Genomic DNA, 17,391 nt, shown 5'->3' on the forward strand with positions numbered 1-17,391 from the left:
ACAAGGCGCCGCCATGGCAGCGCCTTGTTGCTATTTTGCGCCCGGCGTCAGCCGCTGAGCAATCCGCTCCAGTACTAACATCAGCAACAGCGTGGCCGCCACCAGGATCATGGTCAGCGTCGCGCCGTTGGCGATGCTGCCGCGATCGGTCAGGCTAAAAATGGTGACCGGCAGCGTTGCCCAACTCGGCGGGTAGATCATCATGGTCGCGCCCAGCTCCCCCATCGACAGCGACAGGCTGAGCGCGAAGGCGGAGATCATATAGGGGGCGATCATCGGCAGGGTGACGTGGCGCAGGCGAAACAGCGGCGACGCGCCCAGGCTGGCGGCGACGTTCTCGTAGTCGCCAGGTAGCCGGGTCAGCCCGGCCATCACGTTGCCGAAGGTAAAGGCGGAAATCAGCACGAAGTGAGCGGCGGGCACGATCAGGAAGGTGCCGTTCATCTGCAGCGGCCCCTGGCTGAACGCCACCAGCATCCCCAAACCGATAGAGACCGAAGGCACCGCGCTGGGAATGAAAAACAGCGTGCCCAGCAGCTGTCGGCCGCGTTCAGGCACGTGGCGCAGCGCCAGCGCCGCCCAGGTACCGCACAGCAGCGCGAACAGGCTGGCGCTGAAACCGATAGCCAGGCTGGCGACCAGCGCGTCCCAGGAGGCGCCGCTGAACGCTTGGCGGAAGTGGTTGAGGGTGAAACCGCTCGGCAGCACGCCGTTCCACTGCTCACTGAGGCTGGACATCAGGATCACCGCCAGCGGCAGGCAGAAGAACAGGGCGAACAGCGTGATCGTCAACGTGCAGGTCAGGGTGCGTCCGGTGCGGGACCAAATCAACATTGTCAGTTCCTCAGCCCGGCGCGCGCCGCGGCGTAGCGGTAAAGGGAGAACAGCCCGAGCGACAGCGCGATATTCACGACGGCGATCGTGCAGGCGACGGCGTAATCCGACTCCAGAATCGCTTTGGAGTAGACCATCATCGGCAGCGTGGTGACGCCCTTGGCGCCGATAAACAGCACGATGCCGAACTCATTGGTGGTCAACAACAGGCACAGGCTGCCGCCGGCCAGCAAGGCCGGCAGCGCGGCCGGCAAAATCACCTGGCGCACCACGCGCCCCGGCCGGGCGCCGAGAATGCTGGCGGCCTCGAGCTGGCTGCGATCGATCTGCGACAATGCCGCCATCAGCGGGCGCATCACCAGCGGCGTAAACACGGTGATTTCCGCCAGGATCACCCCCCAGATGGAGTAAAGAAAGTCTACCGGCGGCAGGGTGAAACCGAAGGTCGCCATCAGCGTGCCGTTCAGCAGGCCGGCGGAGCCGTAGATAAAGGTGAAGGCCAGCGTGATCAGGAAGGTCGGCATGGCGATAAAGGTATCGATCACCCGGGCGATCGGTCGGCTGCCGGGGAACGGCGTGAACACCAGCAGCAGCGACAGCAGGGTGCCGAGCACCAGGCAGCCCAGCGTCGCCAGCAGCGCAATCTGCAGCGTGTTGAGCAGGGCGCCGACAAAGCGTCGGGATTCGAACACCTGCTGCAGCGCGTCGGCGCTGAATAGCCCCTGATCGTCGGTAAATGCCTGTTTGACGATCAGCGCCAACGGGTAGAAAAACAGCGTCGCCAGCACCAGCAGCGGCAGCAGGATCCACAGGCGGCGCGGGAAACGCAGCCGCAGGGCCGGGCGAATAAGCGTAGAGTCGATCATGTCAGTCCTCGATCAGTACCGCATCGTCGGGGGCGAAATAGAGCGGCACGCGTTCGCCGATCTGCGGCATCCGGCTGCGATGGGTGGTGACCACGCGCAGAGGATGGCCTTGAACGTCGAACTGCAGGTGCGTCAGTTCCCCCTGCCAGTGAATATCGCGCAGCGTGCCGATGAGGTTGTTGCTGCGCTGGGCGTCGGCATCGAGCGCAATATGCTGCGGCCGGATGCACAGCAGCTTGTCGAAGCCGCGTTGTGCGCCGTAGGTGAAACAGCCGATCACTTTGCCGGCGCAGCTGACGGTGGTCATGCCTTGCCCGGTAGTGGTCTCCAGCGCGGTGGCCGGCAGCAGGTTGGCGCGGCCGAGGAACTCGGCGGCGAAGCGGTTCGTGGGATGATGGTAAAGCGCGCGGGTCTCGCCGTGGGCGATCAGGTGGCCGTCGCGCATGATGCCGATCTTGTCCGCCAGCGTCAGCGCTTCGCCCTGATCGTGGGTGACGTACAGGATGGTCAGCTCTGGGAGCTCGCGGTGCAGGCGGGCGATCTCTTCCACCATGCTGTGGCGAATTTGCGCGTCCAACGCCGACAGCGGCTCATCCAGTAACAGCACTTTGGGGCGCACCGCGATGGCGCGGGCGATAGCCACCCGCTGCTGCTGGCCGCCGGAAAGCTGGCTGGGATAGCGCTTGGCGTAGGCGGACATGCCGACGATGGCCAGCGCTTCTTCGACGCGCTCGGCGGTGAGGCCGCGCGGCTTGCCTTGCGCGCGCAGGCCGAACGCCACATTGTCTTCGACGCGCATATGCGGAAACAGCGCGTAGTTCTGTACCACCATGCCCAGGCCGCGCTCATAAGGCGGCACGTCGGTGACATCGACGTCACCGATGGCAATACGCCCGGCGGACGGCTGCACGAATCCGGCAATGGCCCGCAGCACGGTGGTTTTGCCCGAGCCTGAGGGGCCGATCAGCGCCAGCACTTCGCCGGGGGCGATGGTGAGCGTCAGGGGTTTCAGCACCTCGGTGCCGCGATACGACACGCTGACGCGGTCGAGCTGAATGCCCGACGGCCCGGCGATGTCCTGGCTGCGATCCCGCGCCTCGGCGCGGGAAGAGAGGGGAGAAGGCATCGTCAGCGTCATTCGGTCACCTGGTGCCAGCGGGAGATATCGGCGGACAGGCTGCTCACCACCTGATTCCAGTCCGGCGCCCAGATGTCCACGCCTTTCAGCGCCGCCTGCGACTGCTTGAAGTTATCGTCGGTCGGGGTGACGTCCTTACGCACCGGCATACCGTAGGAAATGGCGCTGACGCTGCTTTGCGCTTCTTTGCTCAGCAGGAAGTCGATCAGCTTTTTGCCGTTGGCGCTTTGCGGCGCGCCTTGCACCAGGCCGACATAGTAAGGCAGCACCAGCGTGCTGCGCTTGCCGTCCGGCCCGGCCGGCCAGAACACCTTCACGTTCGGGTTGCTGCGCATCTGCGCTAGGTTCATCTGCAGATCGCCGTTGGCCACCAGCAGCTCCCCTTTATTGACCAGCGCGGTCAGCTTGCCGGTGGAGGCCGAAGGGCCGACGTTGTTGCTTTGCAGCTTGCCGAGGTAGTCGAAACCGGCGTCTTTGCTGCCGAAGCTGTGGAACGCCTGCAGCATCACCGCGGTGCCGTCACCCGCCTGGCCCGGCGTGGAGTACTGCAGCTTGTTGCGGAACTGCGCGTCCAGCAGCTGTTGGTAGCTGGCGGGCGCCTGCGGCAGCAGTTTGGCGTTATAGATGAAGCTCAGGTAGTTGTTCACCAGCGGCACGAACTGCGGCTGGGCGTTGGCGATCTGCGCCGCATCCTGCGGGGTGAAGTCCTGCAGCAGTTTTTCCGCGGCGGCGCGCTGGATGAACGGTGGCAGCGTCACCAGCACGTCGGCCTGCGGGTTGCTGCGCTCTTTCGACAGCCGCTCGACGATGGCGCCGGAACCGCCTTCGACGTACTGCACCTTGACCCCGGTTGCCTGAGTGAAGGCGTCAAACTGGGTTTGATACCAGCTGTGATCGCCGTCGTGCAGGCCATCGGCGGAGTAGACGGTCACCACCGCATCGGCGGCCCAGGCCGGCGCGGAGCCGAGTGCGATGGCGGTCATCACGACCAGACGAGAAAGTTTCATAGCTTCAGCCTCACTGTTGCGGGTTAATGCGAAACTGGTATACACCAGATATGCGGCCAAGCTAATCGGCGAATATGACAAACAAATGAAAGCGGCAAAATATATTTACCGGCAACGGGGATTGGGCGTGGGAGAGAAAAGGGGGCGGCAGGCGCAGCCCCGATATTCAGGAGATTAAAGCGTATCGACTTCGATGCGCAGGCTGTCGTGGCGCCAGTATTCGATATCGAAATCGAGAATGCGGCCGTGCTGATCGTAATTCAAGCGGCGCAGCAGCAACGCGGGCAGGCCGACCATGGCACCCAGCGCGTTGGCGGCGCGATAAGGCAGGGCGGTCGGGTAGAACGACAGGTGCATGTTGCTGTAAATCAAATCGTAATGCTGCTGATAAACCTCGGTCAGGCTGCCGTTGAGATCGTGGCGGAGCAGTTCCGGCACCCGTTGCGGCAGGCAGTGGTTCTCGCAATAGCAGATGGCGCGGCCGTCGGCATAGCGCACCCGGCGCAGCAGATACACCTGATCGAACGGTTCGAGCGCCAGCGGCTGCATCACGTCGAGCGGCACCGTGGTTTTTTCGCCGGACAGCAGCGCGGTGCGCGGCGTGCGCCCTTGCTCCTGACAGAGACGGTGGAAGTTGGTGTTTTGCGTCGGATCCAGCCACAGCCGCTCCGGCGTGACGAACCAGCCGCGGCGATCGGCGCGGTAGATGGCGCCGGTGGCTTCCAGCTGCGCCAGGCTCTCGCGAATGGTAACGCGGGTGGTGGAGAAGATGGCGCACAGCTCGCGCTCCGAAGGCAGCTTGTCGCCCGCCTGCAGCGCGCCGCGGGTGATGCGCGCCTGAAGCTGATCCTTGATCTGCAGGTAGTGGGGCATATCGCCCTGATGTTCTTTCATTTCATCTCGCTATGGCATCGGCCTGGCATTCCGGCCCGCTTATTATACATAGCCAGATGAATTTTTTGTTTCACCGCGCTTTGTCGTTTGACCGGGGAAGGAATTTGCCGCCACAATGCCTGCAATCTGGTATAGACCAAATAGGTGAATGACATGTCCGATCGTAACTACCTGCTGTTGACCCCCGGTCCGCTGACCACATCGAAAACGGTGAAAGAGGCGATGCTGTATGACAGCTGCACCTGGGATGAAGATTACAACCTGGGCGTGGTGCAGCGCATCCGCCAACGGTTGGTGGCGCTGGCGACGCCGTCCGCCGGTTACACCTCGGTGCTGCTGCAGGGCAGCGGCAGTTTTGCGGTGGAAGGCGTGTTGGGCACGGTCATCGGCCCGCAGGACAAGCTGCTGATCGTCAACAACGGCGCCTATGGGGCGCGAATGATCGAAATGGCGCGGCTGATGGATATTGACCACCACGCTTTCGACTGCGGCGAGGTCAATGAGCCGGACGTGGCGGCGATGGAGGCGGTGCTGAAAAGCGATGCGCGCATCAGCCATATCGCCATGGTGCACTGTGAAACCACCACCGGCATGCTCAACCCGCTGCAGAAGGTCGCCGGTCTGGCGGCGCGCAACGGTAAAACCTTTATCGTTGACGCCATGAGCAGCTTCGGCGGCATTCCGTTGGATGTGGACGCGCTGGGCATCGATTTTCTGATCAGCTCCGCCAACAAATGCATTCAGGGCGTGCCGGGCTTCGCTTTCGTCATCGCCCGCCGCAGCGAGCTGGAGAAATGCGCCGGCCGTTCGCGCTCGCTGTCGCTGGATCTGTATGCCCAGTGGCGCTGTATGGAAGACCAGGCCGGCAAATGGCGCTTTACGTCGCCGACCCACACCGTGCTGGCCTTCGCGCAGGCGCTGAAAGAGCTGGAACAAGAGGGCGGTATTGCCGCGCGCCACCACCGCTATCAGACCAATCAGCGTCGGCTGGTGGCGGGCATGCGTGAACTGGGCTTTGAGACCCTGCTGGACGATGCGCTGCACTCGCCGATCATCACCGCGTTCTATTCGCCGAAGGCCGACACTTACCGCTTCGCCGAGTTTTATCAGCGCCTGAAGCAGCAAGGCTTCGTGATTTATCCCGGCAAAGTGTCGCAGAGCGACTGTTTCCGCATCGGCAACATCGGCGAAATTTATCCGCAGGATATCGAACGCTTGCTGGCGGCCGTCGGGCAGGCGATGTACTGGAATCAATAAGGATTAACCATGAAACAGATCAACGCAGTGATCCTCGACTGGGCCGGCACCACGGTGGACTTCGGCTCCTTTGCGCCAACGCAGATTTTTGTCGAGGCGTTCAAGCAAACCTTCGATATCGACATCAGCCTGGCGGAGGCGCGCATTCCGATGGGGCTCGGCAAATGGCAGCACATCGAGGCGCTGGGCAAACTGCCGGCGGTTGACGCGCGCTGGCGGCAGAAGCTGGGCCGCTCGATGAGCCACCAGGATATCGACGCGCTGTATCAGGCGTTTATGCCGCTGCAAATCGCCAAAGTGATCGACTTTGCCGATCCCATCGAGGGCGTGCCGCAGGTGATTGCCGGGCTGCGCGAACAGGGCATCAAAATCGGTTCCTGCTCCGGTTATCCGCGCGCGGTGATGGAGGTGCTGGCGCCGGCCGCCGCGCAGCGCGGCTATGCGCCGGATTATTGGGTCGCCACCGACGATCTTGCGGCCGGCGGCCGACCGGGGCCGTGGATGGCGTTGCAGAACGTCATCGCGCTGGGCATCGATGCGGTGGCGCACTGCGTGAAGGTCGATGACGCGGTGCCGGGCATTGCCGAAGGGCTGAACGCCGGGATGTGGAGCGTCGGGCTGGCGCTGTCCGGCAACGAGTTCGGCGCTACCTGGTCGGAGTACCGTCAAATGGCGGCAGGGGAAATAGAGCAGCGCCGCACGGCGGCCGCCGATAAGCTGTACGCGGCGGGCGCGCATTATGTGATAGACACGCTGGCGCAATTACCGGATGTGATCGCCGATATCAACCGGCGGCTGGCGAACGGCGAGCGGCCGTAACGACCGAACGCGGGGCATAAAAAAACCGGGGATAATCCCCGGTTTTTTCGATCTGAGAGGGCGTTAGCTGTGAGCCAATTCGACTTCGTCTTCGCTGTCCATCACGGCTTTGTCGGTTTGCTTCATCAGCTGGCTGGTGATGGTGCCTGCCGCCATGGAGCCGTTGACGTTTAGCGCGGTACGGCCCATGTCGATCAGTGGTTCGACCGAGATCAGCAGCGCGACCAGCGTCACCGGCAGGCCCATCGCCGGCAGTACGATCAGCGCGGCGAAGGTGGCGCCGCCGCCCACGCCCGCCACACCGGCGGAGCTGAGGGTGACGATGCCAACCAGGGTGGCGATCCACACCGGATCCAGCGGGTTGATGCCGACGGTCGGCGCAACCATTACCGCCAGCATCGCCGGGTAGAGACCCGCACAGCCGTTCTGGCCGATGGTGGCGCCGAACGACGCCGAGAAGCTGGCGATGGATTCCGGCACGCCCAGACGACGGGTCTGCGCTTCCACGTTCAATGGAATGCTGGCGGCGCTGGAGCGGCTGGTGAAGGCGAAGGTGATCACCGGCCACACCTTGCGGAAGAACTTCATCGGGTTAACGCCGGTGAAGGCCAGCAGCACAGCGTGCACCACGAACATGATGGCCAGGCCGATGTACGAGGCCACCACGAAGCTGCCGAGCTTGACGATGTCGTGAATGTTGGAACCGGCGACCACTTTGGTCATCAGCGCCAGCACGCCGTACGGCGTCAGCTTCATGACCAGACGCACCAGCTTCATCACCCAGGCCTGCAAGGTGTCGATAGCCACCAGCACGCGCTCGCCTTTCGGCTTGTCGTCTTTCAGCAGCTGCAGCGACGCCACGCCGAGGAAGGTGGCGAAAATCACCACGCTAATGATCGACGTCGGGCTGGCGCCGGTCAGATCGGCGAACGGGTTTTTCGGGATGAACGACAGCACCATCTGCGGCACGGTCAGATCGGCCAGTTTACCCACGTAGTTGGTCTGGATCGCCGTCAGGCGCGCGCTTTCCTGCGCGCCCTGCACCAGGCCTTCGGCGGTCAGGCCGAACAGGTTGGTGACCAGCACGCCCACCAGCGCCGAGATCAGCGTGGTGAACAGCAGCGTGCCGATAGTCAGGACGCTGATTTTGCCCAGAGAAGAGGCGTTATGCAGTTTGGCGACCGCGCTCAGGATTGAGGCGAACACCAGCGGCATGACGATCATTTGCAGCAGTTGCACATAGCCGTTGCCGACGATGTTGAACCAGCTGATGGATTCTTTCAGTACCGGGTTGTCGGCGCCGTACACCAGCTGCAGGCCCAGACCGAATACTACGCCGACCACCAGGCCGACCAGCACTTTTTTCGCCAGGCTCCATTGCTTGTGGCGGGTTTGCGCCAGCAGCAAAAGAAGCGCGACAAACACCAGCACGTTAATCACGAGCGGAAGATTCATCCCCAATGTCTCCAATAATCTTTCTTATAAAAACGACTACGCATCACGTATGTCGCGATGTAAATATCGTAACAGTTTGCTGAGTGGCCTACTTATATCCAAATGGAATTTGATATAGCTTTTTGTGTGTTTTTGTTTGTTTTATATACATCAAGATGATGGGTTGAGCGAATTTTTGTGATCAGAGTCTGATATTTCTGATTTGCTCGACATAGGATTGCACCGGCAGGGTGAAATCGCCTTGCCAGCAGATGGCAAACGCCACCAGGCACAGACACAGTACGCGCTCCAGCTGGTTGCCTTTTTGCGAGTTGAGCAGGGGCAGGCGAAAACGCCAGCGGCACGGCCACAGCAGCGGCACGCCGGCGGGCGTGAGCATGTCGGCCAGCAGATGGCTGAAGTAACCGATGATCATGGCGTGCAGCGCATCGGCCGGGATCGGCCAGCTACGCGGCACGTCCAGCTGAAACAGCGCCATGCCGCCGGCGATCGCCAGCAGGCTGTGGGTGAAACCGCGGTGGCCGAAGGCGCGGGCGATGGGCAGGGCGATCCAGCGCAGGCGCTGGCCCAGTACCGACTTGGGGTGATCGATGTCCGGCAGCAGCGAGGTGAGCAGCGCGGCGGGTATGATGTGCCACCAGTCGCCGGTAGCCAGCTCTGGCGTCACTTCCGCCTTCTTGGCGAAGATCGCGCAAGCGACAGAGAAAATGAGATGTCCTTCCGCGGTCATGCTGTTGCGATTCCGGCTGGTAAACTGTTAATTTATCCAGTATATGGGAAAATTCCCAGTAGTGGAAGCAGTTACCCTGTAACCAATTGTTTATTTCTCCCTGTTTTACAACGGCTTGTTACGGTGCTGCGTAACAAATCATCGATTTTGACTGGCGAGAACAAAAAGCGGGCGATGGGCGATGCATGAAGATGAGAAAAAAGACGGTGGCTTGGCGTGTGGCGGGAGGAAGCGGCGGCCTTGAACCGCGCTGCGTGGCAGTGACAACGCGCCGTGGGCCGTCGCTTTCCCTGCCACCCAGCATAATAACAACAGCATGCCGATTCAATAATAATGAAACGATGTTTCGTTTGTTTTGCGGCACGGATCCCTTTTATGGCGCAGAGCGGAAAGCCAGGGCGCCGATGGCCGGCGCCGCAGGTCAGGCAAAGTGGGCGGGAGTGAGCTGTTCCAGGGTCTCCAGCTTGTGGTCCGCCAGCGCCCAGCGCGGATCGTGACGGTATTCGGCCGCCGGGATGACGATGGAACGCATGCGTGCGGCCTTGGTGGCGATCATGCCGTTAAAGGAGTCTTCCAGCGTGATGCAGCGCAGCGGATCGCTGCCCAGGCGCTCGGCGGCGATCAGGTAGACCTCAGGGTGTGGTTTGCTGTACGGCAGGTATTCGGCGGAAACCAGCTGATCGAAGTAACCTTCAAGATCGAACATCTTCAGCACCTGCTGTTGCATGTGCAGCGGCGAGGCGGAGGCGAGGCCAATGTTCAGCCCCTGGCTGCGGCACAGCTCCAGCGCCTGCTGAACGCCCGGCAGCAGCGGGCGCGTCTCGTGCACCAGCTCGATGGCGCGCTCGATAATCCGCGCCGACACCTCATCGAGCGAAACCCCTTGCCACGGCATCGCCTGGTACCACATCTTCACCACCAGATCGATGCGCAACCCCAACGTGTCCGGCAGCTTGTGACGGTCAGACAGATCCAAACCCAGCGCGCCGAAGATATCCAGCTCGGCCTGCAGCCACAGCGGTTCCGAGTCGATCAACAAGCCGTCCATATCAAAAATTGCGGTTTCAATGCGTTGCGAATAAGCCATTAACGGTTAACTCCTGCCGGCGCGGGTGAATGTGCCCGACACTTTATCATCGCCGGTGACGAGACTAAAACCTTTGCCTGCGCGTTTGGCTTTTGCCAAAACGCAGGATATTCCACGCCTCGCGCAATTTTAGCCACCAGCGCTGATGTTGACGCTCGGTGACCTGTTGCAACATGCGTGCGTAGTCCAGCACCAAACCCGGCGTCCAGGTCATGCTTTCGCCGCGGCTGCGCAGTACCGCCAGCATCCACAGATTGGGATCCAGCACCAGCAACAGAAAGCGGCGCCACAGGTGTTTATCGCCCAGTACGCCTTCCAACGCGCTGTCGAGCGCGCCGATGACCGTGGTGGAACAGTTGCGTCGGGTCAGATTGTAGGTGGCGTCTTGCCGATAACGCAGCCAGAATGCGCGCAGCGCCGCCGGGTTATAGCGGTAGAATTGAATTTTCTTGTCCGGTGGGCACCAGGCGGCGATCTCACCCGGCAGGTCGGGCAGGAAACGCCCGTCGACGTTGTTCTGCTCGCCGGCATGCAACAACTGGCGGAAATCCTGAACGGAATGGCTGATGTCGTTGAGCGGGTAGTGACTGATATACACATCCGGCGCAAGCGCCAGGGCGGCATGACCGGTGGAGATATTGCCGCCGCCGTCGACCGCCGCGATGTATCGGTCGACGATGTAACGCCGGCGCGGATCTTTAGCCGCACCAATCGGTGTCCAGACGTACACCGTGAGTGGCGCAGTCTCATCCTCCGGGTGCGGTGGCTGCCGCGCGGGGTGCTGATTCAGAGAGAAGCTTGTCAGTCTCCGGGCGATACGCAATAAGGCCCAGCCGGAAAGCACCATCATCACGCCGAGGCAAAAGGGCACCGTCATCCGATGCGGCGCCGGCCAGCCGACAAAAATCATCAACGAAAGCAGGATCTCGCCGCCACCCGCCAGCGCCACGCCTTTCCATCGACTGTGTTGAATCACCGTGGAGGAGGCGATGCGCACGGCGCCGTCAAGCAGCAGCGCGCTGCCAAACACCACGGTGGCGACGATGTTATCGTCTGCGGGCACGTCCAGCATTAAAAAGGCCATAAACACGAAACCCAATCCCTTCAGCAACACCGGCCTGCTGGCCGAAGAGCCGATCACCAGCGCAGCGGATATCGCCACTAGCCCCTCCAGCGCCAGGATGACCGCCAGCGCATCCAGCGCCAGCACCGACCGGCCATCCTGCAGTATGTCGAACAACATCAGCGCCCCTGCGGCTATCCACAGCCAACCGAACAGCACCAGCAGGCGGCGCTGGCCGTGCAGCGCCTGGGCGCCCAGCAATAAGATAATCAGTCGAATCATGGCGGCCTCTGTCCGAATGGATAACGTTACCCCTTCAATGATAGTGTGCCGGCGCCGTTAAGTTTTTGATTTCGACGAATTCGGCTAAGCTTGTAGCACAGAGGGAGTGAAGAAAACGGTGGGCGAGTTTCGCCAACAGCAGGTAGACTTAGCCGATTCGGTTACGTCGCTAACAAGGGGAACACATGACGTATCAACAGGCCGGGCGTCTCGCCATTTTGAAACGCATTCTCGGATGGGTGGTTTTTATCCCGGCGTTGCTGTCGACGCTGATTTCCGTGCTGGGCTTTATCTATCAGCACAGTGAAAAAACCAAGGGCATCAACGCAGTGATGCTGGATTTTGTCCACGTGATGGTGGACATGGTGCGTTTCAACACGCCGTTCCTGAACCTTTTCTGGTACAACTCACCGGTGCCTGACGTGGATAAAAGCCTGTTCAGCGGCGCCAATCTGATGTTCATCATCATCTATATTCTGATCTTCGTCGGGCTGGCGCTGCAGGCCTCCGGCGCGCGCATGTCGCGTCAGGTCAAGTTCATCCGCGAAGGGTTGGAAGACCAGATGATCCTGGAGCAGGCCAAGGGCAGCGAAGGGCACACGCGCCAACAGCTTGAGGAACGCATTACGCTGCCGCACCACACCATCTTCCTGCAATACTTCCCGCTGTACATCCTGCCTATCGTGATTGCGGTGATCGCCTGGTTCGTGATCCGCCTGTTGGGGCAGTTGGCCGGCGCGGCCTGAACCATGATCGGGGCGCCGCACGGCGCCCCGGTACGTTACGACGCCTCGGGCTGCAGCAGCGCCTCCACCGCGCGTTGGGCAGCCACCAAATGCTGGCCGCCGAACAGGTTGCTGCGGTTGAGCAGGTAGTACAGCTGATACAGCGGCTGGCGTTCGATAAATCCGGCCCCCAGCGGCCACACGCTCTGATAGCCGTCGTAGATCTGCGGCGGCAGCTCCGGATGCAGCGGCAGCATCGCCAAGTCGCACTCTCGGTCGCCCCAGTAGCTGGCCGGATCGAACAGGATCGGCCCGTTGGCGGTCATCGCGCAGTTGCCCGGCCACAGGTTGCCATGCAGCAGCGAAGGCTGCGGCTGGTGGTGCTGCAAGCGCAGATACACCCGATCGACAATGTCGTCGATGTCGCCGAAGGTCATGCCTTTTTCCGCCGCCAGCTGCAGCTGCCAGCCGATGCGCTGTTCGGCGAAAAATTCCGACCAGCGGCGCTGCCAGGCGTTGGGTTGCGGGGTAGTGGTCAGATCGCTGTCGAAGTCGAGACCGAACTGCGGTTGCTCGCTCCACTGATGCAGGTGCGCCAACTGCTGGCCCAGACAGTAGGCGCCGTGGGCGTCGAGGGGTTTCAACTGCTGATACTCCAGCAGCAGGAAGCTGTAGTCGCGATCGCTGCCGACGCCATACACTTCCGGTACCCGCACGCTTTTGCTGCGCGCCAGCAACGCCAGCTGATCGGCCTCGGCGGTGAATATCGGCAGTTGCTCACGGGCGTCGCATTTCACGAACACCTCGTTGTCACCGTAACTCACGCGCCACGCCGGGTGAATGTCGCCCCCTGGCAGTTCAATCCTTTCGCGTATCTCTGCGCTGCCAAGATGTTCACTTAACAGACGGCTAACGGCTTGCCACATGGTATTTCCCCCTCTGTGCTGCCTGATAATTCATTAGGTTAGCGTCTTTCCCGTGGTGAAAACACGACGCGGCGCACAGCCGGCGTCAAAGGCGGCGATTTTTTCAGCGCCTCGCCAGCTCAAAGTATATACCCTATTGATTAATTTAAGCGCAATACCGATTGCAACTTGATGACAACGGATAAGCCAGCGGAGGAATAGGATGCGGCGGGGCACACCGCCGCATCAGAGGGGCGTTTAACTGCCCATCGGGGCATTTTGGTTACCCTGTAACGGGCGCAGCTTGCTGTACAACAAGGCGACAACGAACAGCACGGCCTGCACGATGACGATACAGGGCCCGGTGGCGCCGTCGATGTGGAAGCTGATCAGGGTGCCGAGCACGCAAGAGAACACCGACACCACCGTTGCCACCATCAGCATGCGATCAAACCGGCGGCACAGCATAAAGGCGATGATGCCGGGGGCGATCAGCATGGCGATCACCAGGATCACCCCCACGGCCTGCAGCGAGGCGACGATGGTCATCGCCAGCAGGCAAAGCAGCCCGTAGTGCAGCAGCTTGACCGGCAGGCCAATCACCCGGGCGTGGTGCGGGTCGAAACAGTACAGCATGAAGTCTTTGCGCTTGAGCAACACCACCGCCAGGGTGATGCCGGCAATCAGCAGGGTTTGCTTGAGCTCGCCGTCGGTGATGCCCAGCATGTTGCCGAACAGAATGTGGCTTAGGTGTTGGTCGGTGTCGATGCGCGAGAACAGCACCAGGCCGAAGGCGAACATGCCGGAAAAGACGATGCCCATCACCGTGTCTTCTTTCACCCGGCTGTTCTCTTTCAGGTAGCCGGTGGCCACCGCGCAAAAGATGCCGGAGAGGAAGGCGCCGATCGCCAGCGGGATGCCGACCACGAACGCCACCACGATGCCGGGCAGTACCGCGTGCGAGATGGCGTCGCCCATCAGCGACCAGCCTTTGAGCACCAGATAGCAGGAGAGCACGGCGCACACTACGCCGGTGACGATGGCGGCGACGATCGCCCGCTGCATGAACGGGTAGGCGAAGGGTTCGCTGAGCAGTTGATACAGGGTGTCCATCAGCGGCCTCCGGTTTGCGAATGCGCCACACGGCGCCGGGACGCCAACAGGCCGTGTTTCGGCGCGAAGAAGAACGCCGCCAGGAACACCAGCGTTTGCAGGGTGACGATCACCCCGCCGGTGGCACCGTCGAGGAAGAAACTCAGGTAGGCGCCGATGCCGCTGGTCAATGCGCCGATGATGATGGCGATGATCACCAGCCGGCTGAAGCGGTCGGTCAGCAGATAGGCGGTGGCGCCCGGCGTGATCACCATGGCGATCACCAAAATGGCGCCGACGGTTTGCAGCGCGGCGACGGTGCAGGCGCTGAGCAGGGTGAAGAACAGGATCTTCAGCTTCAGCGGCGACAGGCCGATCGAGACCGCGTGGCTTTCGTCGAAGAACACCGCCAGCAGGTCTTTCCACACCAGACACAGGATCAGCAGCGAAACGCCGATGATGATTTCCACCTGCAGCACGTCTTCGTCGGCGATGCCGAGGATATTGCCGAAGATGATCGACTGTACGTTGACTGAGGTGGGGTTGAGCGACACGATCAGCAGGCCGACGGCGAAGAAGGTGGAGAAGATGAAGCCGATGATGGCGTCTTCGCGCAGGCGGGTGATGTGGCGCACCAGCGTCATCGCCAGCGCCGCCAGCATGCCGGTAAAGAAGGCGCCGGCGGCGTAGGGCAGGCCAAGGGCGTAGGCGCCGGCCACGCCGGGCACCACCGAGTGCGACAGCGCATCGCCCATCAACGACCATCCTTTCAGCATCAGATAGGCGGACAGGAACGCGCAGGCGGCGCCGACGATGGCGCTGACCCAGATGGCTTTCACCATGTAGTTATAACTGAAAGGTTGCAGCAGAAGGTCCAGCATCAGGATTGTTTCTCCCTGGCCTGGCTGTTGGCCGGCGGATCGCTCTTGGTGTGGCCGTAGAACACCGCCGGGCGCTCATCGTCGGTCAATACCGTAACGGTGCGCGGATCGTTGTCGTCGTGCAGATCCGGGCCTGAGAGGTTGATATGGCGCAGCACGCCGCCGAATGCCTGCTCCAGGTTGCTCTGCGTGAAGGTGGTTTCGGTTGGGCCGGCGGCCAGCACCGTGCGGTTGATGAGGATCACCCGATCGCAAAACTCCGGCACGCTGCCGAGGTTGTGGGTGGAGACCAGGATCAGATGCCCCTCGTCGCGCAATGCGCGCAGCAGCTCGATAATGGCATTCTCGGTTTTCACATCCACGCCGGTGAACGGTTCATCCAGCAGCAGCACGGTGCCCTGTTGCGCCAGCGCGCGCGCCAGAAACACGCGCTTTTTCTGGCCGCCGGACAGCTCGCCGATCTGCCGACCGCGCAGCTCGCTGAGGCCGACCCGCTCCAGCGCCTTGTCAACCCGCAACCGGTCCTCTCGCGACGGAATGCGCAGGAAATTCATCTTGCCGTAGCGGCCCATCATCACCACATCTTCCACCAGCACCGGGAAGTTCCAGTCGACGTCCTCGGTCTGCGGCACGTAGGCGATCAGGTTCTTTTTCAGCGCGTCCGCTACCGGTTTGTCGCTGAGCGACACCCGGCCGCTGGTGGGCCTGACCAGGCCCATGATGCTTTTGAACAACGTCGATTTACCGCTGCCGTTGACGCCGACCAGTGCGCAGATCGAACCGCCGCTCAGGGTAAAGCTGGCGTTGTGAATGGCGGTGTGTCCGTTGTTGTAGGTCACGGTGACGTCGTCCACGTTCAATTCAGGGCGGACAAACGGTTCATGGGTCATTGATCGAATCCTTTGGCGATGGTTTGCACGGTGGTGTTAAGCAGGTCGATATAGGTCGGCACCGGGCCGTCGCGGGTGGACAGCGAATCCACGTAGAGCACTCCGCCATATTTGGCGCCGGTTTCTTTCGCTACCTGCTTGGCCGGCTTGTCGGAAATGGTGCTTTCGCTGAACACCACCGGAATATGGTGGGCGCGCACCGCGTCGATTACCCGGCGCACCTGCTGCGGCGAACCTTGCTCATCGGCGTTGATCGGCCACAGATAGACTTCTTTCAGCTGATAGTCCTGCGCCAGGTAGCTGAAAGCGCCTTCGCTGGTCACCAGCCAACGCTGTGCGGTCGGAATGCGCGCCAGGCGTTCGCGCAGTGGGGCGTCCAGTGCGCCGATTTTCTCTGCGTAGGCTTTGGCGTTGCGGTTATAGGTTTCCGCATGTGCCGGATCGTGCTCCACCAGGGCTTTGCGAATGTTCTCGATGTACACCAGCGCGTTGCTTGGCGACATCCAGGCATGCGGGTTCGGGTTGCCGTTATACGGCCCTTCGCGGATCGGCAGCGGGGTGATGCCTTCGGTCACAACCGCCGCCGGCACCTGTTTGATGTTTTCGAAGAAGCGCTGGAACCAACGTTCCAGGTTCATGCCGTTCCACAGGATCAGGTCGGCGTGCTGCGCTTTGACGATGTCGCGTGGGGTCGGTTGATAGTCGTGGATCTCGGCGCCCGGCTTGGTGATGGATTCCACCACGGCGGCGTCACCGGCCACGTTCTGGGCAATGTCCTGAATGATGGTAAAGGTCGTCACCACGCGCAGCTTTTTATCCGCCAGCGCGTGTTGACTGACCAAGGCGGTGCCGAGCAGCAGGCAGGCGAGCGTAAAAGGGCGTAACAGTGCGGCAGCGCGGGAAGGGCGACTGCGACGAAAAGCGCAACTTATCAATGGCATGATGACGTCTCCTGGTTCAAATGAAAATGATTATCAATATCAATTGAAGCGAAGTCAAGCGTCACTTGCCCACCGCCGGCGGGGTATTTCTCCAACTGAAAAAATAATACCGTCCGGGGAGTTATAGCATTTTATGTATCAGTATGTAACCGCTGAAGGTAGTCCTCACAGGCGCATATCGTCACCTCCGGCTGTTTTCCCAATGCCAACTGCCCGAACCCCTGCGCCAGGCGCAGTACATCCTCTTGATCCAGCACGGTTATGAACGCGAAACTGTTGCTGCCGAGCTCATGGTGAACGCCATTTTCGTCTGTCACCGACGTGACAAAACCTTCGCGCGTCAATTGCCCGGTCAGCTTCGCCAGGTCGGTTAATCCCGCTTCCTGATAGCGAAAAGTCACCACAAAGCAGTTTGTTGCAGATTGACTCATAAATCACCTCTTGGTATATGGATAGCTTGAGATTAGCCCAAAAAATTACTGCAGGTGTCCTTACAAGTTGTATATGCTACGCAACTCATTGAAA

The 17,391-nt window shown here is 61.2% G+C and carries 18 protein-coding genes; 3 read left to right on the top strand and 15 right to left on the bottom strand.

Going from position 1 to position 17,391, the window contains the following annotated elements:
• Positions 1-30 precede the first annotated feature (30 nt).
• The 5 genes from WA302_RS07070 to phnR form a co-directional block, all read right to left on the bottom strand.
• Positions 31-834 carry an ABC transporter permease gene (locus WA302_RS07070; protein ID WP_025302592.1) on the bottom strand — a complete coding sequence of 268 codons (804 nt, stop codon included), beginning with the start codon at positions 832-834 and terminating at the stop codon, positions 31-33.
• A 2-nt stretch (positions 835-836) separates the two neighbouring features.
• The gene (gene phnU / locus WA302_RS07075) at positions 837-1,700 is read right to left on the bottom strand and encodes a 2-aminoethylphosphonate ABC transporter permease subunit (protein WP_025302593.1); all 864 of its coding nucleotides are present in this window, start codon (positions 1,698-1,700) and stop codon (positions 837-839) included.
• Between the two features lies 1 nt (position 1,701).
• The gene (phnT, locus tag WA302_RS07080) at positions 1,702-2,826 is read right to left on the bottom strand and encodes a 2-aminoethylphosphonate ABC transport system ATP-binding subunit PhnT (RefSeq protein WP_261456514.1); all 1,125 of its coding nucleotides are present in this window, start codon (positions 2,824-2,826) and stop codon (positions 1,702-1,704) included.
• Between the two features lie 8 nt (positions 2,827-2,834).
• Positions 2,835-3,845, bottom strand: a complete 1,011-nt coding sequence (locus tag WA302_RS07085) for a 2-aminoethylphosphonate ABC transporter substrate-binding protein (protein WP_049205185.1) — start codon at positions 3,843-3,845, stop codon at positions 2,835-2,837.
• Between the two features lie 174 nt (positions 3,846-4,019).
• Positions 4,020-4,739 (bottom strand): phosphonate utilization transcriptional regulator PhnR, encoded by a 720-nt coding sequence (phnR, locus tag WA302_RS07090; RefSeq protein WP_033633223.1) that lies wholly within the window; start codon positions 4,737-4,739, stop codon positions 4,020-4,022.
• Positions 4,740-4,892: 153 nt separating this feature from the next.
• On the opposite strand from phnR, the gene phnW reads away from it, so the two are divergent.
• Both phnW and phnX read left to right on the top strand, forming a co-directional pair.
• Positions 4,893-5,996 (top strand): 2-aminoethylphosphonate--pyruvate transaminase, encoded by a 1,104-nt coding sequence (phnW, locus tag WA302_RS07095; protein WP_261456316.1) that lies wholly within the window; start codon positions 4,893-4,895, stop codon positions 5,994-5,996.
• Positions 5,997-6,005: 9 nt separating this feature from the next.
• Positions 6,006-6,815 carry a phosphonoacetaldehyde hydrolase gene (gene phnX, locus WA302_RS07100; RefSeq protein ID WP_025302597.1) on the top strand — a complete coding sequence of 270 codons (810 nt, stop codon included), beginning with the start codon at positions 6,006-6,008 and terminating at the stop codon, positions 6,813-6,815.
• Between the two features lie 63 nt (positions 6,816-6,878).
• Here the strand turns inward: phnX and WA302_RS07105 are convergent, their stop codons facing one another.
• From WA302_RS07105 to WA302_RS07120, 4 genes are all read right to left on the bottom strand, one after another.
• Positions 6,879-8,270, bottom strand: a complete 1,392-nt coding sequence (locus WA302_RS07105; protein ID WP_025302598.1) for an L-cystine transporter — start codon at positions 8,268-8,270, stop codon at positions 6,879-6,881.
• Between the two features lie 181 nt (positions 8,271-8,451).
• Positions 8,452-9,000, bottom strand: coding sequence for a metal-dependent hydrolase (locus WA302_RS07110; RefSeq protein WP_004931456.1), 549 nt, complete (start codon positions 8,998-9,000; stop codon positions 8,452-8,454).
• Between the two features lie 421 nt (positions 9,001-9,421).
• Positions 9,422-10,087, bottom strand: a complete 666-nt coding sequence (hxpB, locus tag WA302_RS07115) for a hexitol phosphatase HxpB (RefSeq protein ID WP_043143363.1) — start codon at positions 10,085-10,087, stop codon at positions 9,422-9,424.
• Between the two features lie 64 nt (positions 10,088-10,151).
• Positions 10,152-11,432, bottom strand: coding sequence for an HdeD family acid-resistance protein (locus WA302_RS07120; RefSeq protein WP_025302600.1), 1,281 nt, complete (start codon positions 11,430-11,432; stop codon positions 10,152-10,154).
• A 185-nt stretch (positions 11,433-11,617) separates the two neighbouring features.
• Between WA302_RS07120 and WA302_RS07125 the strand changes: the two genes are divergently transcribed.
• Positions 11,618-12,178 (top strand): YniB family protein, encoded by a 561-nt coding sequence (locus WA302_RS07125; RefSeq protein WP_025302601.1) that lies wholly within the window; start codon positions 11,618-11,620, stop codon positions 12,176-12,178.
• Positions 12,179-12,213: 35 nt separating this feature from the next.
• Here WA302_RS07125 and WA302_RS07130 read toward each other — a convergent pair whose 3' ends face one another.
• From WA302_RS07130 to ghoS, 6 genes are all read right to left on the bottom strand, one after another.
• Positions 12,214-13,083, bottom strand: coding sequence for a fructosamine kinase family protein (locus tag WA302_RS07130; protein WP_049295465.1), 870 nt, complete (start codon positions 13,081-13,083; stop codon positions 12,214-12,216).
• 237 nt (positions 13,084-13,320) lie between these two features.
• Complete coding sequence (locus WA302_RS07135) at positions 13,321-14,175, bottom strand: metal ABC transporter permease (protein ID WP_025302603.1); 855 nt, start codon at positions 14,173-14,175, stop codon at positions 13,321-13,323.
• Entirely contained in the window at positions 14,175-15,035 is an 861-nt protein-coding gene (gene yfeC / locus WA302_RS07140) for an iron/manganese ABC transporter permease subunit YfeC (RefSeq protein ID WP_015377686.1), read from the bottom strand. Before yfeC ends, WA302_RS07135 begins: the two co-directional genes overlap by 1 nt.
• Complete coding sequence (locus tag WA302_RS07145) at positions 15,035-15,925, bottom strand: manganese/iron ABC transporter ATP-binding protein (RefSeq protein ID WP_043143367.1); 891 nt, start codon at positions 15,923-15,925, stop codon at positions 15,035-15,037. The genes yfeC and WA302_RS07145 overlap by 1 nt, the downstream gene beginning before the upstream one ends.
• Positions 15,922-16,866, bottom strand: a complete 945-nt coding sequence (locus tag WA302_RS07150; RefSeq protein WP_025302605.1) for a metal ABC transporter substrate-binding protein — start codon at positions 16,864-16,866, stop codon at positions 15,922-15,924. The genes WA302_RS07145 and WA302_RS07150 overlap by 4 nt, the downstream gene beginning before the upstream one ends.
• Before the next feature lie 131 nt (positions 16,867-16,997).
• A complete protein-coding gene (gene ghoS, locus WA302_RS07155) occupies positions 16,998-17,297 on the bottom strand; it encodes a type V toxin-antitoxin system endoribonuclease antitoxin GhoS (protein WP_025302606.1) in 300 nt (99 codons plus the stop codon).
• Between the last annotated feature and the right edge of the window lie 94 nt (positions 17,298-17,391).

It is taken from the genome of Serratia sp. 201 (assembly GCF_037027545.1).
In the GTDB taxonomy this organism is placed as follows: Bacteria; Pseudomonadota; Gammaproteobacteria; order Enterobacterales; family Enterobacteriaceae; genus Serratia; species Serratia bockelmannii.

Excerpts from the sequence above, each read along its gene's own strand:
- WA302_RS07070 (WP_025302592.1), bottom strand. The coding sequence starts at position 834 with ATGTTGATTTGGTCCCGCACCGGACGCACCCTGACCTGCACGTTGACG.
- phnU (WP_025302593.1), bottom strand. The coding sequence starts at position 1,700 with ATGATCGACTCTACGCTTATTCGCCCGGCCCTGCGGCTGCGTTTCCCG.
- phnT (WP_261456514.1), bottom strand. The coding sequence starts at position 2,826 with ATGCCTTCTCCCCTCTCTTCCCGCGCCGAGGCGCGGGATCGCAGCCAG.
- WA302_RS07085 (WP_049205185.1), bottom strand. The coding sequence starts at position 3,845 with ATGAAACTTTCTCGTCTGGTCGTGATGACCGCCATCGCACTCGGCTCC.
- phnR (WP_033633223.1), bottom strand. The coding sequence starts at position 4,739 with ATGAAAGAACATCAGGGCGATATGCCCCACTACCTGCAGATCAAGGAT.
- phnW (WP_261456316.1), top strand. The coding sequence starts at position 4,893 with ATGTCCGATCGTAACTACCTGCTGTTGACCCCCGGTCCGCTGACCACA.
- phnX (WP_025302597.1), top strand. The coding sequence starts at position 6,006 with ATGAAACAGATCAACGCAGTGATCCTCGACTGGGCCGGCACCACGGTG.
- WA302_RS07105 (WP_025302598.1), bottom strand. The coding sequence starts at position 8,270 with ATGAATCTTCCGCTCGTGATTAACGTGCTGGTGTTTGTCGCGCTTCTT.
- WA302_RS07110 (WP_004931456.1), bottom strand. The coding sequence starts at position 9,000 with ATGACCGCGGAAGGACATCTCATTTTCTCTGTCGCTTGCGCGATCTTC.
- hxpB (WP_043143363.1), bottom strand. The coding sequence starts at position 10,087 with ATGGCTTATTCGCAACGCATTGAAACCGCAATTTTTGATATGGACGGC.
- WA302_RS07120 (WP_025302600.1), bottom strand. The coding sequence starts at position 11,432 with ATGATTCGACTGATTATCTTATTGCTGGGCGCCCAGGCGCTGCACGGC.
- WA302_RS07125 (WP_025302601.1), top strand. The coding sequence starts at position 11,618 with ATGACGTATCAACAGGCCGGGCGTCTCGCCATTTTGAAACGCATTCTC.
- WA302_RS07130 (WP_049295465.1), bottom strand. The coding sequence starts at position 13,083 with ATGTGGCAAGCCGTTAGCCGTCTGTTAAGTGAACATCTTGGCAGCGCA.
- WA302_RS07135 (WP_025302603.1), bottom strand. The coding sequence starts at position 14,175 with ATGGACACCCTGTATCAACTGCTCAGCGAACCCTTCGCCTACCCGTTC.
- yfeC (WP_015377686.1), bottom strand. The coding sequence starts at position 15,035 with ATGCTGGACCTTCTGCTGCAACCTTTCAGTTATAACTACATGGTGAAA.
- WA302_RS07145 (WP_043143367.1), bottom strand. The coding sequence starts at position 15,925 with ATGACCCATGAACCGTTTGTCCGCCCTGAATTGAACGTGGACGACGTC.
- WA302_RS07150 (WP_025302605.1), bottom strand. The coding sequence starts at position 16,866 with ATGCCATTGATAAGTTGCGCTTTTCGTCGCAGTCGCCCTTCCCGCGCT.
- ghoS (WP_025302606.1), bottom strand. The coding sequence starts at position 17,297 with ATGAGTCAATCTGCAACAAACTGCTTTGTGGTGACTTTTCGCTATCAG.